8 protein-coding genes and 2 rRNA genes are annotated in these 16117 nt (G+C 34.9%); 6 read left to right on the top strand and 4 right to left on the bottom strand.

Going from position 1 to position 16117, the window contains the following annotated elements:
* Window positions 1-19: 19 nt before the first annotated feature.
* The 6 genes from HNS40_RS14390 to HNS40_RS14365 all read left to right on the top strand — a co-directional run bounded on the left by HNS40_RS14390 (window position 20) and on the right by HNS40_RS14365 (window position 13903).
* Entirely contained in the window at window positions 20-3013 is a 2994-nt protein-coding gene (locus HNS40_RS14390) for a SusC/RagA family TonB-linked outer membrane protein (RefSeq protein WP_172282009.1), read from the top strand.
* A gap of 12 nt (window positions 3014-3025) precedes the next feature.
* Window positions 3026-4519, top strand: a complete 1494-nt coding sequence (locus tag HNS40_RS14385) for a RagB/SusD family nutrient uptake outer membrane protein (RefSeq protein ID WP_172282007.1) — start codon at window positions 3026-3028, stop codon at window positions 4517-4519.
* Window positions 4520-4588: 69 nt separating this feature from the next.
* A complete protein-coding gene (locus HNS40_RS14380; RefSeq protein WP_172282005.1) occupies window positions 4589-6418 on the top strand; it encodes a SusF/SusE family outer membrane protein in 1830 nt (609 codons plus the stop codon).
* 203 nt (window positions 6419-6621) lie between these two features.
* Window positions 6622-7107: a T9SS type A sorting domain-containing protein gene (locus tag HNS40_RS14375; protein ID WP_172282003.1), complete on the top strand. Its 486-nt coding sequence runs from the start codon at window positions 6622-6624 to the stop codon at window positions 7105-7107.
* A gap of 31 nt (window positions 7108-7138) precedes the next feature.
* Entirely contained in the window at window positions 7139-10219 is a 3081-nt protein-coding gene (locus HNS40_RS14370) for a collagen-like protein (RefSeq protein ID WP_172282001.1), read from the top strand.
* Between the two features lie 162 nt (window positions 10220-10381).
* Window positions 10382-13903, top strand: a complete 3522-nt coding sequence (locus HNS40_RS14365; protein WP_172281999.1) for a C25 family cysteine peptidase — start codon at window positions 10382-10384, stop codon at window positions 13901-13903.
* A gap of 74 nt (window positions 13904-13977) precedes the next feature.
* Here HNS40_RS14365 and HNS40_RS14360 read toward each other — a convergent pair whose 3' ends face one another.
* The 4 genes from HNS40_RS14360 to rrf (HNS40_RS14345) all read right to left on the bottom strand — a co-directional run.
* Window positions 13978-14877, bottom strand: coding sequence for a 1,4-dihydroxy-2-naphthoate polyprenyltransferase (locus HNS40_RS14360; protein ID WP_172281997.1), 900 nt, complete (start codon window positions 14875-14877; stop codon window positions 13978-13980).
* 5 nt (window positions 14878-14882) lie between these two features.
* On the bottom strand, window positions 14883-15707 hold the full coding sequence (menB, locus tag HNS40_RS14355; protein WP_172281995.1) for a 1,4-dihydroxy-2-naphthoyl-CoA synthase: 825 nt from the start codon (window positions 15705-15707) through the stop codon (window positions 14883-14885).
* 99 nt (window positions 15708-15806) lie between these two features.
* Window positions 15807-15915 (bottom strand): 5S ribosomal RNA (gene rrf / locus HNS40_RS14350).
* Window positions 15916-16035: 120 nt separating this feature from the next.
* Window positions 16036-16117, bottom strand: a 5S ribosomal RNA gene (gene rrf, locus HNS40_RS14345); the annotation flags it as partial.

The following is a 16117-nucleotide window of genomic DNA, read 5'->3' as shown; positions in this document are numbered from 1 at the left end:
ACACTAAAAACATAGTATGATGTTACAAAAACTGGGGAAATGGCCTATACTTTTTCTATTCTTGATGATAGGAATGGTATCGCTATCTAACGCACAGCAAATCACCGTGACTGGTACCATTACCGATTCGGAAGATGGAACTACATTAATAGGTGTCTCTGTAATTCAAAAAGGTACCACACAAGGTACTACTACAGATTTCGATGGAAATTATTCCATTACTGTTGAACAAGGAACTACTCTTGTTTATTCTTACATTGGCTATAACGAACAAGAAATTATTGCCGCACAATCTACAATCGACATTGTCTTAGCTCCAAAATCAGAGCTTCTTGATGAGGTCATCGTTATTGGTTATGGTACACAAAAGAAATCAGACAAAACTGGGGCTGTTTCGCATGTTACAGCTGAGGAATTAAACCAAGGTGCATTATCTGATCCTATACAAGGATTACAAGGTAAAGCAGCTGGTGTTTCAATTACCAAAAAAGGTGGTGACCCGAATGGTGGTTTCTCTGTTCGTATTAGAGGTGCTTCTGGTTTTGACAGTAGCGTGGAGCCTTTATATGTGATTGATGGTGTTCCTGGTGCAGATCCCACGAGTGTTGCTCCAGAAGATATTGCGAATTATAATGTTTTAAAAGATGCTGCTAGTACTGCTATTTATGGTTCTCGTGGTGCCAATGGTGTTATTATTATTACTACAAAACAAGGTGGTACTAAAAATGGGGAAGCAGTTTCAGAGGTTAACTTTAATTCTAAATATTCAGTAAGCAATGTTGCTAATACAATTAACATGCTTAATGCGGATCAGATTAGAGCTTTTGCACCAATCAAATATGCTGATGCTATTGCTGAGAACCCTGGTTCTACAGTAAGTGACTATTTCATTGATGGTGGAGCAAATACTGATTGGCAGAATGAAATCTATAGACAAGGAAGTACTTTTGAAAATAATTTAAGCTTTTCTGGTGGTTCTGAAAAAAGCTTCTACAGAGCTTCCATTACAAATGCCAACTGGGTGGGTGTAATGAAAGGGACAGAAAAAGAACGAACTACTGCCAAAATGAATATAACCCACAAAGGCATAAATGATAAGTTAACCTTAAATGCAAATCTTTCTACTTCATTCGAAAACAATGATTATGAAAATTATGGTGGAAATGATAAAGATGACATTATTTATCAGGCATTAACTAGAAACCCTACAGATCCTGTTTATAATTCTACCGGTGGATATGACCAAACACAAAGGGTTTTCAATTATGAAAATCCATTAGCAGTTATCAATATGGTGACAAATAAAAGAGATGCTAAAAGATACTTAGGGAACCTGAGGGCAGATTTAGATATCATTGATGGTTTAAAAGGAACTGCCATGATTAGTTATATCAGAAATGACCAAGAATATACATATTTCAGACCAAAAGGTGTGTTTGCTTCTGCTGATAATGGATTTGGTAGAAGATCATATGACAATACAGCTGAAAAACTTTTCGAAGGATATTTAACCTATACCAAAAGTATTAATGAAAAGCATAATCTCGATGTGATGGCAGGTTATTCTTGGAGAGAAAAAGCTTTTGATGGACTTTTTGCACAAGCACAGAATCCTCAATCTCCTCATATTGGAGCTAATGATTTAAGAACTTTTGCAGAAGTTAATTATGGTGATGTAGGTTCATATAAAAGTCAAGAAACTCTAATTGGATTCTTCGGACGTGCACAGTATAATTTCTTATCAAAGTATTATCTTTCTGCTAGTTTAAGATATGATGGTTCATCAAAATTTGGAGCCAATAATAAATGGGGTATGTTCCCTACTGTTGCTGCCAGTTGGAATATTCAAGATGAAGCTTTCTTAAATAATGTCACATGGCTTGACCAATTAAAGTTAAGAGCTAGTTATGGTATTTCTGGAAATCAAGAAATTGGTATTGGAAATAGTCAATTATCTTGGGTTTCTCAAGGTTTAGCCACCAATCCAGAAACAGGACAACAAGTGGTTTCTTTTGGAGCAGCTAGAAATGAAAACCCTGATTTGAAATGGGAAAAAACAGCAGAGGTAAATATAGGAATTGATTTTGCTTTCTTTAAAAGCAAGCTAAGTGGTAGTTTAGAGGTTTATGACAAACAAACTTCTGATTTACTATATGCTCAGAATGTGCCTGTCCCTCCAAACTTGGCCCGTACTACATTCTCTAATATAGGCGCTGTTAGCAATCAAGGTATTGAATTATTTCTACAAGCTTTTGTAGTTGACAACTCAAACTTTAGCTATAAAACTTCCTTAACCGTGGCAAAAAACAAATCTGAGTGGAAAGAACTTGGAGAATTTGGAGCTGAAGGGAGAAACGATGGATATATCTCTGGTAGAGGTGCAGTAGGTGAAGGTTACTATACGGTAAGAAACCAAGTAGGACACGAAGTTAGTGAGTTTTATACTCCTGAAATTGTTTCTATTCAAGATGGCCAGTTTATTTACCGTTCTCAAAGTGGAGGGTACACGACTCAAATGGCCGATGCAAAAAGAACTTTTGTAGGCTCTCCTAACCCTGATGTAGAAGTAGGGTGGAGTAATAATTTCAAATTTTATAAAAATTGGACTTTGGATTTTGCTCTACGTTCCATGATTGGACATCAAAAATATAATGCTACAAAATCTTTCTTAGATTCTCCATTTGATTTGCCTGATTTAAATGCCATGGAAGATGCCTTAGATTGGTATGACCAAGGAAGAACATCAACTGCAGTTGTAGCTAGTGAATATGTTGAAGATGCTACTTTTGTAAAACTTGATTATGTTTCTTTAGGTTATAATTTCAACCTTGAAAAAGTAAGTTGGTTAAAGAAAGTAAAATTATATGTTGCTGCCAATAATGTATTTACTATTACTGGTTACTCTGGTGCTGATCCAGAAATATATTATTCAAATCTTGCTTATGGTATCGACCAATACAATGTCTACCCTAATACAAGATCATTTACATTTGGTATTAATGCAACATTTTAGGAGGAACTAACGATGAAAAAATTAAATATATTAACAACATTTATTGTATTACTAGCACTAGCATTCACTAGTGCCTGTACTAAGTTAGACGAACCATTATACGATCAAATTCCTGGAGAATTGTATCCAGAAAATGCCGACCAAGTTGCCAATTTAAGTGTTAACACTTATAAGAGACTTCAAAATATGGTTGATGATAATGGATGGTGGTATTTAGCCCAAGAAATCAGTTCTGATGAAATCTGTGCCCCTACACGTGGAGCAGACTGGTATGATGGTGGAAAATGGGCAGAAGTTCATATGCATACTTGGGGTAATGATACTGAAAGTGTAAATAGAATGTGGAGTTTATTTTGGGATGGGATAACCACATCAAACCAAACTCTTGACATGCTCAGATTATTGGAAACGAATGAGGCTATTAAAGCTAAAATTGGTGAAGTAGAAGTTATGAGATCTTTCTATTATTATCTATTAATGGATAATTATGGTGATGCTCCTTATTTGATAACAGCTAACGTTCCTGCTGATTTTCAACCTGAAAAAGTGGATAGAGCTATTATTTTTGACAGTTTAACAAACACCATTGAAAGAAATCTTGATTACCTTAAAACAGGTGATAGTAAATACTTAGCTACACAAAATATGGCACACGCTTTATTGGCGAAACTATATATTAATGCTGAAGTTTATACTGGAACTCCAATGTGGGCTAAAGCTGGTGAATATTGCGACAAAGTTATGGAAGGTCCTTATTCTTTAGCAAACGATGTAAAATCACCATTTGTAACTGCTAATGAAAACTCTTCAGAAGTTATTTTCTCCATCCCTTACGATGAAAATGATTTCCAAGGTTTTAGGTTACACATGAGAACTCTACATTATCAGCATAACCTTACATATGACATGTCTGTTGGTCCTTGGAATGGTTTTGCTGTAGTTCCTACACATTTTGATACTTATGAAGATACTGATTTAAGAAAAGAAGCTCATTTTATTTGGGGTCCTCAATTTGCTTCTGATGGAACCGAAATTATTGAAAGTATTACAGGTGAACCATTAAATATCGATCCATATTTACCTGCATTATCAATGACTGATGGCTATACTCCAGAACAAATTAGAACTACAGGAGCCCGTTTCAGAAAATATGAAATAAAAATGGGTGCTAAGGAAAATTTATCTAACGATTTTCCGTTATTCCGTCTATCTGACTTCTATCTAATGAAAGCTGAATGTGAAATTCGATTAGGGAATAGTGGCGACGAGTGGGTTAATCCTATTAGAGAGCGTGCCCAAGTTACTCCTTATTCTGGCTGTACTCTTGATGAATTACTGGCTGAAAGAGGAAGAGAAGTTTTTTTAGAAGGTCATAGACGTCAAGATTTAATTAGATTTAACAAATGGCAGAATTCATGGTGGGAAAAAGCTGCACATGGTGCTGAGAAGGATGTTTTTCCAATCCCTCAATGGGCTATTGATGTAAATCCTAATCTAGGAAATTAAGTATATTTGCAATTACAAAAACAAAAAATAATTTATTAACTGATTAAATAATTATCAAAAATTAGACTTATGAAAAAGAATAATCTTTTCAAATTAACCCATATCGCATGGGTAATGTTAATGTCATTCGCATTAATTAGTACATCCTGTACCAAAGATGATGACGATGATACAAATGATACTCCTCCAGTAATCGTATTGGATGGAACTTATGTTAAAGGTGCTGGAACAGCCTTAGTTGATTTCGATACTAAAGGTAAAATGGCTATCACTCGTAACGAAGTTTTACAAGAAGATAGAGCAGAATTAATGGATCTTTATGTTGCTATTAAAGGTGGTACTGAAGGATTCAATATTATTACTGTTGATGGTGCTACTCAGACTATTTATGGTCCTGGTGCTGATTTCGGAATGGTTGCTGAAGCAGACCTTGATGGTGATGAGCCTACTTTAGGTTTATATCGTGGTTCTTTAGTTGAATCAACTACACCTTTCACAGTATCTGAAGATGGTTTATACCATATTGCTTATGACTCAGAATTGGGAGTTGTAACTGTAGCTAAAGTGGTTTGGGGTGTTATTGGTGCTGCTACTCCTGGTGGATGGGGTGGAAGTACTCAATTAGATGCTACTTTCGATCTTAATACTATGACTTTCTCAGGTACTGACATCGTCATGACTAAAGCTGATTTCAAATTCCGTTATTCTAATGGTTGGAAAGTTATCTTAAGCCCCGATTTTGATCTTGGTGATGGAAATGCTGGTATCAAAGTTAACTCTAACTATGGTGGTGCTGTTAATGCATTAGTTCCTGGTGGAGATAATATTGTTAATGATACTCCTGGTAAATATACAATCACAGTAACTTGGTCTCTAACTGGTGGTACTGTAGCTACTATGGTTAAAACTGGTGACTTGGAAACTATTGACTATTCTGCTACTGAACTAGGTTTAGTTGGTGACGGTCTTGTAGTTGGTGGAGAGCAACATAACTGGGATGTTACTATTCTTACTTCTGTTCCTGCTGTAGATGAAACAAATTACACATGGACTTATGAAGGTGTTGAAGTAACTACTGCTGGTTCTTTCAAAATTAGAGAAGGTCAAGACTGGAATGGTAAATCAATCGGTTTCCCAGATGTAACAATGGCTGGTACTGCTGCTGCTGATTTCGAAGGTAATGGTGATGGAAACTTTGTTCCTCTTGCTGATGGAACATATGATTTCGTATTAGAAATTGATGCTATAACTGAACTTTATACACTTACAGTTAAATCTGCAGGTACTACTGATCCAGAACTTTATATGTTAGGTGATGGTTGTGCTGCAGGTTGGGATAATACTGTTGCTATTCCATTTAATGGAACAGGTGGAGTATACACTCTCACTGCTGATTTAATTGCTGGTGGTGAAGGTATCAAGTTTATTTCAGTTCTTGGTCAATGGCAACCACAATATGGTATGGGAGCTAATGCTGGTGAACTTGCTGTTAATGATGGTACTGGTACAGATCCTGCTGCAATCCCTGTTGAAGCAGATGGTACTTATGTTATCACTGTTAATACAAATGACATGACCTATTCTGTAGTTTCTGATGCTCCTGTAGCTATGTTATATGTTCCTGGTGCTCATCAAGGATGGGATCCTGCAACAGCACCTACAATAACTGATGATAATGCTGATGGTATTTTCGTAGGTATAGTTGATATTACTGGTGATGAACTTATTTTCAAGTTTACCTCTGAAGGTTCTTGGGATGGCACAAATTATGGAGCTGGTGATACAGATGGTACTTTATCTATCGATCCTAGTGCTGGAAACTTAGAAGTTCCTGCTGCTGGTTCTTATGAATTTACAGTTGATATTAATGCGCTTACTTGGTCGTATATCGCTCAATAAGCTTTAATAAGATTTCTCATAAAGGCTGCCTTATTCAGGTAGCCTTTTTTTTATGCCATTAATTGATATCCCTCTTCAATATTCTTAACTTTGTTAGGCTTGATGGATGAGAACTCAAAAACACGCCAAACAAGTAACATTTTCAATAGCTCTGCGTAGAAACAGCTAATGATGAGTGAAACTGAAATTAAAATCAAATGATCATGAAACAAATTATTATAATCGTATTTGTAATTTTTGGATTAAATTCTTATAGTCAACAACTTAGTCCAGAAGTTATTGCATCAGCAGGTGATCATTTTGAAAATGGGAATGTGTCTTTAAGTTGGACTCTTGGGGAACCTGTCATTGCTACATTTGAAGGAAATTACATTTTAACCCAAGGATTTCATCAGGATTTATATATTATTACTGCTATTGATGAAATAAAATTAGATAATGTATCAGTAGATATTTACCCTAACCCTACTCCCAATTTTGTCAATATCAAAATTAATACTGAAAAACAAATCAATGAAAATTGCCTTGTTCAACTCTTCGATGCCAATGGCCGATTAATAAAAGAAGAAAAAGAAATATCTAGCCATAACATCATTCAATGGAACCTTCAATCTTTTGAAAGATCTCATTATATTTTGAAAATAGTATTTGGTCAACAAACTAAAACTTTCAAAATTATTAAACAATAATTATTGAATCCTCGATTTAAAAAACAGAAAAATGAAATATAAAGCTATACCTCTATTTTTATTGCTCCTCTTGCAAATCATTGCTTTTGGACAAAATACTCAGGCATTTAAATATCAAGCTGTGGCTCGTGATGCTGCTGGCTATCCTATCGCTGATGCCGACGTAAGTATTCAAATTAAAATAACTAGCGAAAATGCAGCTGATTATTTAGAAGCTCATTTTGTGACTACCAATAGTTTTGGACTAATCAACATTGAAGTAGGTAATGGTGAAATGACTCAAGGTTCATTTAATGATATCGATTGGGGATTTGGTGAACATTTTATTGAAGTGAGTATAGACCCCCAAGGAGGTACTAACTGGGTACTGATGGGAACTTCCCAATTATTATCTGTACCTATGGCTAGTTATGCTGCTGTTGCTGGTAATGTAGTGGATACTAGCAATACCAACGAACTACAAAAAATAAAATTGGAAGGGAATATTCTAAGCCTTCTTCAAGAAGGGGGAAGTATTGATTTAAGTTTTTTCGATAATTCTCAAGAAATTCAAGAACTTATTTCAAAAATAAAAGTCGATAGTTTGTATTTTGAGTCAAATTTCCAGAGTATAGATGAAGCTCTTGAGCTGTTAGATCTGAGTATCATTGAAGAAATGAATAGAGCCATTGGAGCTGAAACTGAATTGGCAGAACTTATCAACCAGAATGCCATCCAAATTATTAGCGACAGTTTATATTTCCAAGATCTATTTGATAATATTTCATTTGAAAGTGACAGTCTTTACTTTCAATCCCTCATCGATAATAATACCTCTAAAATTATTTCTGACAGTATTTACCTCAAATCACTTATCGATGCCAATCAAAATGCCATATTACAAGAAGTAACTCGTGCAATAATGTCTGAAGCCATCAATAATAGTAATATTCAAATCAATACAGATGCTATTGCTAATCTTCAGAATTCATACGATGGTGATTCATTATATTTCAAACAATTAATAGATGCCAATACCAATTCTATTTTGGGTGAAATTACAAGAGCTATTTCAGCTGAATTGCAAAATTCAAATAGTATTTCTGCCAACACTCAAGAGATTTTAATCAATCAACTAAATATATTTGAAGACAGTACAAGCTTTCAAAATCAAATAAATGCTTTAGATTTTTCTTTGCAAGCCGAAATAACACGTGCCATCTACCGAGATGCAGTTAATAGTGACTCCATTCAAATTTTATACAACAAAAATATAACAGATAGTACCCACTTCCAGAATCAAATCAATGGATTAGCTGGAGGAGGTTTAGACCCAAGCCTAGAAAATGGAAAAATATTTATTGGTAATAATAGTAATATAGCTACAGGAGTTAATTTGAGTGGCGATGCGCAATTAACAAATACTGGAGTTATGATATTAAACCCCGCCTCTATCATCACTAATAAAATTGCCGATGCCAATGTGACTAATGAAAAATTAGAGCATTCTGCCATTACAATAAACGATGATCATGGAAACTCTGGGGAGGTTCAATTAGGAGAGCAATTGCAAATTAATGGAGCAGGTGCGACGAATTTATTTTTTAATCCTGCCACCAAAACCTTAGATATCACTTCATCAGATAATCAGTATTTAAGTCTAGATGGAAATTCATTAAGTATAAGTTCTGGAAACACACTAGATATTTCTTCTATTATTGGACAAGAAGGACCACAAGGTCCTCAAGGAGAAAGTGGTTCAACAGGGCCTGCTGGAACGGATGGAGTAGGTATACAATCAGCTATAAATAACGGAGATGGGACCTTCACACTTACCTATACAAATGGAACTATATTTATTAGTGACGATTTAACAGGACCACAAGGTATTCAAGGCGTACAAGGCCCTGTTGGACCGCAAGGTGTAGCAGGAGCAACTGGAGCTACCGGACTTGGAATACTATCCACTATAAATAATGGAAATGGAACTTTCACTATTACCTATACTAATGGAACAACTTTCATTAGTGATGATTTTACGGGTCCTCAAGGACCAACAGGAGCCACTGGAACCCAAGGTCCAACTGGATTAACTGGAGCTACAGGCTTAGGAATACAATCTGCTGTTAATAATGGAAATGGAACTTTCACCATTACTTATACTGATGGGAATACTTTTATAAGTGATGATTTAACTGGTCCTCAAGGACCTACAGGAGTCACTGGAACCCAAGGACCTGCTGGATTAACAGGTGCCACAGGCTTGGGAATACAATCTGCTGTTAATAATGGTAATGGAACATTTACAATAACTTATACTGATGGGAATACTTTTATAAGTGATGATCTAACTGGTCCTCAAGGTGTACAAGGACCTATTGGTCCCCAAGGTGTCGTAGGACCAATTGGAAATACAGGGCTTGGGATCCAATCAACTGTAAATAATGGCAATGGAACTTTCACTATAACCTATACAGATGGAACTACATTCCTTAGCGAAGATTTTACTGGGCCTCAAGGAATCCAAGGTCCTATTGGACCACAAGGAAGTGTTGGTGCTACTGGAGCAACTGGTGCTCAGGGACCAGATGGAAATACAGGTCCTGCAGGAGCAGATGGCACTAGTATCAATTGGCGAGGATTAGCTGCAGGAGATCCTGCAAACCCAAGTCTAAACGATGCTTATTATAATATCGTATTGAAAGCTTCTTTCATATATAATGGAAGTACATGGAGTATCATGACAATTGATGGTGCCACAGGTCCTCAAGGACCCACTGGACCAATTGGTCCTGCTGGAACGAGTTTAAGAGATTGCCCTGCTGGAGATTGGTCGGCAATCAATGAACAGTTCTGTATAGAAGTTAATGAAAGAAGTGCAATTACCTGGTGGGATGCTTCAAAACTATGTGGTGATCAAGATTCCCGTTTATGCACTTGGGACGAATGGTATTACACATGTCAGAAGTCAGGCAGTGGTACTACTAATATGACCAATGACTGGGAATGGTTAAATACTGGTCAACCTGGTGCATCTCCTACAGCAACTGTAGTAGGTAACGGCTCATGTAATGATGCAAGTACAGAAGATATGAGTAATAACAAATCGTTTAGATGTTGTTTTACAAGATAAACTCAATTTAAAAATAGCTGAACTTAATGCCTACAAAGATAATTGCTAATTGTAGGCATTATTTATTATATTTCAAAATAAATACTTAAGAGTCTGAACTATCGGGGGGATTCTTAGTCATTTTTGTTAGATTTGTGCATTCAAACACACAAACTTACCTCTATGAGTCATTTTTTAAAACAATTTACTTTTATATTTTCATTTTTAAGTATTGGTTTATTTCTTCAAGCACAGCAATATACTTATGACGCAAATAAAGGTAAAGAAGGATTAATTATTAATTCCTCAAAACAAGAAGTTATAAACTTAAGCTTTAATATTCATCAGTTTACACTTATTGAAGCTGAAGTTGATGGAGAGAATTTCAATAAAGTAATATTCCAAGAAAGTTTAGTTCCTGGCCTTGAAGGGGCTCCCGAGCTTCCTTTCTTTAGTAGATCAATTTTAATTCCCGATGGTGCCATTCCTCATTTGGCTATTAAAAGCACGCAATCAGAAATAATTGAAAGTATTAATTTAGCTCCAAATGCTCCAATTCCTTTCGACACCCAAAAAAGTATAAAGGCTAAAAAAGGAGTTCAATATCAAAAAAACGAATTTTACCCAAGCAGCATTGCAAGTTTTGAGCAATCAGAAATTAGAGGAATGCAATTCTTGCAAATTGCCATTTCACCTTTCCAATTTAATGCCATAAGTAAAGAATTAATGGTTCATCACAATATTGAAATAGAAATCTCATTAAGTCAATCAAAAGGCACCTATGGTGAAGATAGATTCCGTTCTCCTTTCTGGGATCAAATTTTAAGCGATTTAACTTATAATATTGATGATATTCCTGCTATAGACTATTCAAAAAGAATGAATACCACAAAAGAAGAAGGTTGTGAATATTTAATTGTTGTACCTGATAATATAGACTTCTTGCCTTGGGCAGATACCATAAAAAAATTCCGAAATGAACAAGGTATTCATACTAAAATAATGACCGTTGACGAAATTGGTGGCAATGACATTGAAAATATTAATAGTTTTTTTGAAGAAGTATATGATAATTGGGATCCTGTTCCATCAGCAGTATTACTAATGGCAGATTACAGTGAAGATGAAAATGGAATTACTTCTAATTCATGGACACATCCCTATGAAGGTACTTATATCTCAGATAATTATTATGCAGATGTTACCGGAAACAACCTTCCTGATTTTGTATTTGCCCGTATGACAGGTAGAAGTTATGAAGAATTTGAAGTACTGGTACACAAATTTGTGAATTATGAACGTAACCCTCCTACCCTAGAATCTTTTTATAACGAACCCATTACAGCACTTGGTTGGCAAACCGAAAGATGGTTTCAAATTTGTTCTGAGACCGTTGGTGGATATATGCGAACTGTCCTTGGAAAAAATCCAACTAGAATCAATGCTATATACGAAGGTAATCCCACCATAGATCCATGGTCTACAGCTTCAAATACAAGTTCAGTTTTAGGCTATTTTGGCCCAAATGGTCTAGGATACCTTCCTGCAACACCTGGCGAATTAGGAAATTGGACCGGTGGCACTGAAACTGATGTTATCAATGCTCTAAACGCTGGGGCTTTTATTCTTCAACATAGAGATCACGGAAATTATAATGGATGGGGAGAACCAGACTTTAACACCAATAATATTAACTCATTAACTAATGCTGACTTATTAAGTCATGTATTTACAATTAATTGCCAAACAGGTCAATTTAATGAAGGTGAAAATTGTTTCGCTGAAAAATTTCATAGGCATGAAAATGGTGGAGCATTAAGTCTAACCGCTCCAACACAAGTATCCTATAGTTTTGTAAACGATGCTTTAGTTTGGGGTTTATATGACAATATGTGGCCAGATTTTATGCCAGACTACGGTGGGAATCTAATTCCTGAACGGGATTTTAGACCTGCATTTGGAGTAGCATCTGGAAAATACTTCTTATCCTCAACAAATTGGGCTAGTAATAGTATGAAAACTATTACTTATAGGTTATTTCATCACCATGGTGATGCTTTTAATACTGTATACACTGAAGTTCCTATAGAAAATCCAGTTGCTTATGAAGCTGGAATAACTACTTCGACTACAAATATTCAAGTCAGTGGGGAAAATGGTTCATTGATTGGTCTTTCAGTAGATGGAGAGTTAATCTCCAATGGATTTATAGAGGATGGTATTGCTAATTTAACCATTCCTAATCAAAATGAGGGAACTATCATTAAAATTGTAATTACTAAGCAAAACTATTACCGTCACGAAGGTGAAATTTTAGTTGTTCCATCAGAAGGAGCCTATGTTATGAAAACAAGTTATACCATTAATGATGAAACTGAGGATGGTATCGTTGCTTATAATGAAACCGTGGATTTAGATTTTATTGTGAAAAACATTGGTTCTGCAGATGCTGAAAATGTAATTATTTCACTTTTAACTGATGATTCTTATATTACTATTACAAGTTCAGAATATTCTGTTGGCAACCTATCATCGGGTGAGGAAATAAATATTACTGATGCTTTTAGTTTTAACACCTCAGTTGATATTCCAGATAATCATAATGTAGAATTTACATTCTCTGCTACTGATGGTAACTCTATTTGGGAAAGCACCTTCAAAATTAAAGTCTTTGCTCCTTCTTTAGAATTTAGCGTCATTAGTTTTGAGGAAACTGAAGGCAATGGAAATGGCTATTTAGATGCAGGTGAATCTGCTACAGGAATTATAGAAATCAAGAATAATGGGCATATGAAATTACCAGCAGGTTCTATCAGTATAAGTCCTAATTCTGAATTTATCACCCTCAACTCAGGCAACTCAAATTTTGAACAAATTGAAATTGGTGAAACTTTAGCTGCAACTTTTGAAATTATCACAGATGTTTCAGCACCTATAGGCTATATTGCAAACATAATTTTTGAGCTAGATGCTAATCCGTTCACTATTCAAAATGAGCTCTATTTCAATATTGGAATCATTGTGGAAAATTGGGAATCTGAAAATTTTGATAGTTTTAATTGGACTAATACAGGAGACTTCGAATGGACAATAGCGGATAATTATACTGTTGATGGAGATTTCTCAGCTCGTTCTGGTGAAATATCTGACAATCAAAGTTCCATTTTATCATTAGAATATGAATTAATTGCGGATAATGAAATATCATTCTATCTTCAGGTTTCAAGTGAAGAAAATCATGATTATCTAAATTTCTATATAGATGATTATTTAGTTTCAGCATGGAGTGGTTTAGTTTTATTTGAACAATTTATGTTCCCAGTAACTGAAGGTATTCATGAATTTAAATGGGAATATATGAAGGATGAGACCGGAGAAAGTGGTTTAGATGCTGCATGGTTAGATTTTATTATTCTTCCTCCAGGAAATCCAGTTATTTTAGGCAATGAAGATATTTCTTCTTCAAAGAATAATAACCTTGCTCAATTATATCCAAATCCAATTTCAGAAGTATTGAATATCAAACTGAAATCTGAAGAGGAAATTGAATATCGTATCTTTAATACTATGGGACAGTTGATAGAAAGTGGAAGTAATTCGAGTAGCTTTATAATTAATACTCATTTATTCAAGCCTACAACCTATTATATTCAACTTTTGAATAATAAAGGTGACCAACAAATTATTCCATTTATTAAACTTTAATGGAATAAACAATACAATAAAAACAGGCTGTTCAAATTTAAATGAACAGCCTGTTTTGCTTTTATCATTACTTACTAATATATAAATACTAATAAGGTGAAAATTAAAACCAATAAAAAGGTTTTTAATGCAGTCTTCTTCAAATATGGATCCAATTTCTTCAAATCGGTTTCTTTATCAATCTTCAATAAATCCATTAGGAAAAAAGGATACATAAAGAATACGAAATAATTCTGCCATGCAGTTGCACTCATACTGACGAAAAGCAGTAAAGCAAAAAATGCCAGATTAATTAATAAGGTATGATAAAATTTTGCCCTTTTCACCCCTAGCTTAACTGCAATGGTCATTTTCCCATTTTCTTTATCATTCTTCAGGTCTCTGATATTATTAAGGTTCAATACTGCTGTACTCAAAAGGCCTACTGTGATGGCAGGAAAAACAACATCTAGACTAAAGTATTTTGCATTCAAATAGAAAGAACCTAATACAGCCAACAAACCGAAAAAAAGAAATACAAATATATCACCCCAACCACGATAACCATAAGATTTTTCACCAACAGTATAAAAGATAGCAGCTAGAATAGCAAAAACCCCAAGAAGAATGAAGATTGTAATTTCTAGAATATTTATCTGACTGATATAGACTAAATATAAACCCGAAACTAAAGAAAATATGGAGAATACAATAATCGCATTCCTCATCTCCTCAATAGAAATAAGTCCTGATTGTATTGTTCTCTTTGGTCCTAGTCTGTTCTCATTGTCCGTACCTTTAATACCATCCCCATAATCATTAGCCAAGTTTGAAAGAATTTGAAGGAAAAGAGTAGTAATAATAGCAAATATACTTACATCTAAATTAAAAACACCATGCATTTCGCTCGCAGCTATTCCCATTAGTATACTGGCTAATGCTAAAGGAAGAGTACGAAGCCTAAATGCATTTAACCAATTATTAAACTTGCTCATTTACACTATGGGAATTTAGGGTATTTATGAAAATCAGGATCTCTTTTCTCAAGAAAGGCATTCTTTCCTTCTTGTGCTTCATCAGTCATATAATAGAGTAGTGTTGCATTACCAGCGAATTCTTGGATCCCAATTTGACCATCAAGCTCTGCATTCATACCCAATTTTATCATTCTCAAAGCCATTGGACTTCGCATTTGCATTGTTTTACACCAATCCACTACTTCATCTTCTAATTTATCGAAAGGAACAACTCTATTAACTAACCCCATTTCTAATGCTTCATCAGCAGTATATTGCTTATTCAGAAACCAAATCTCTCTAGCTTTTTTCTGTCCTACTATAGCAGCTAAATATGAGGATCCCAAACCAGCATCAAAACTACCTACTTTGGGACCTGTTTGTCCAAATTTAGCATTATCAGAAGCAACAGTTAAATCACAAACAACATGTAAAACATGTCCTCCTCCGATGGCATATCCATTCACCATAGCTATTACAGGTTTAGGTATAGATCTAATTTTTCTTTGTACATCAAGAACATTTAAACGTGGAATTCCATCTTTTCCAATATAGCCACCTTTACCTTTTACATTTTGATCTCCGCCAGCACAAAATGCTTTATCCCCTTCTCCAGTAATCACTACAGTTAAAACATCTTGATTTTCGCGGCAAATATCCATTGCTACAGACATTTCAGTTGTTGTTGTAGGTGTAAATGCATTATAATATCTTGGCCTATTGATAGTTATTTTTGCAATTCCTTCCCAAAACTCTAATCTTATATCTTCGAAGTCATATAAACTGACCCAATTTCTTTTCTCTGACATATTTATACTTTTTTACAAAAATAGTAATTAATCTAAAGGAATCTATAGGTTTTATACAAAGAAAGCGAGCTCAAAATAAATTGAACTCGCTTTAAAAAGGAATGGCGATGACTTACTCTCCCACCATTGGCAGTACCATCAGCGCTAGCGGTCTTAACTTCTCTGTTCGGAAAGGGAAGAGGTGTACCCCGCTGCCATAATCACCATAATATCTTGATATTAGCTTTTACTAATCATATACAGTATAAAAAGATGCAAAGAAAAACTCTATAATACATAGAGATATAAAAAAAGCAAGTTCAAAAAAATTGAACTTGCTATTATAAAGGAGTGGCGACGACTTACTCTCCCACCATTGGCAGTACCATCAGCGCTAGCGGTCTTAACTTCTCTGTTCGGAAAGGGAAGAG

The organism is Lentimicrobium sp. S6 (genome assembly GCF_013166635.1).
Taxonomy (GTDB): Bacteria; Bacteroidota; Bacteroidia; order Bacteroidales; family UBA12170; genus UBA12170.
This window is presented reverse-complemented; position numbering and strand designations above follow the sequence as displayed.

Bases quoted from the DNA above. Each gene is read 5' to 3' on its own strand.
- HNS40_RS14390 (WP_172282009.1), top strand. From the start codon at position 20: ATGTTACAAAAACTGGGGAAATGGCCTATACTTTTTCTATTCTTGATG.
- HNS40_RS14385 (WP_172282007.1), top strand. From the start codon at position 3,026: ATGAAAAAATTAAATATATTAACAACATTTATTGTATTACTAGCACTA.
- HNS40_RS14380 (WP_172282005.1), top strand. From the start codon at position 4,589: ATGAAAAAGAATAATCTTTTCAAATTAACCCATATCGCATGGGTAATG.
- HNS40_RS14375 (WP_172282003.1), top strand. From the start codon at position 6,622: ATGAAACAAATTATTATAATCGTATTTGTAATTTTTGGATTAAATTCT.
- HNS40_RS14370 (WP_172282001.1), top strand. From the start codon at position 7,139: ATGAAATATAAAGCTATACCTCTATTTTTATTGCTCCTCTTGCAAATC.
- HNS40_RS14365 (WP_172281999.1), top strand. From the start codon at position 10,382: ATGAGTCATTTTTTAAAACAATTTACTTTTATATTTTCATTTTTAAGT.
- HNS40_RS14360 (WP_172281997.1), bottom strand. From the start codon at position 14,877: ATGAGCAAGTTTAATAATTGGTTAAATGCATTTAGGCTTCGTACTCTT.
- menB (WP_172281995.1), bottom strand. From the start codon at position 15,707: ATGTCAGAGAAAAGAAATTGGGTCAGTTTATATGACTTCGAAGATATA.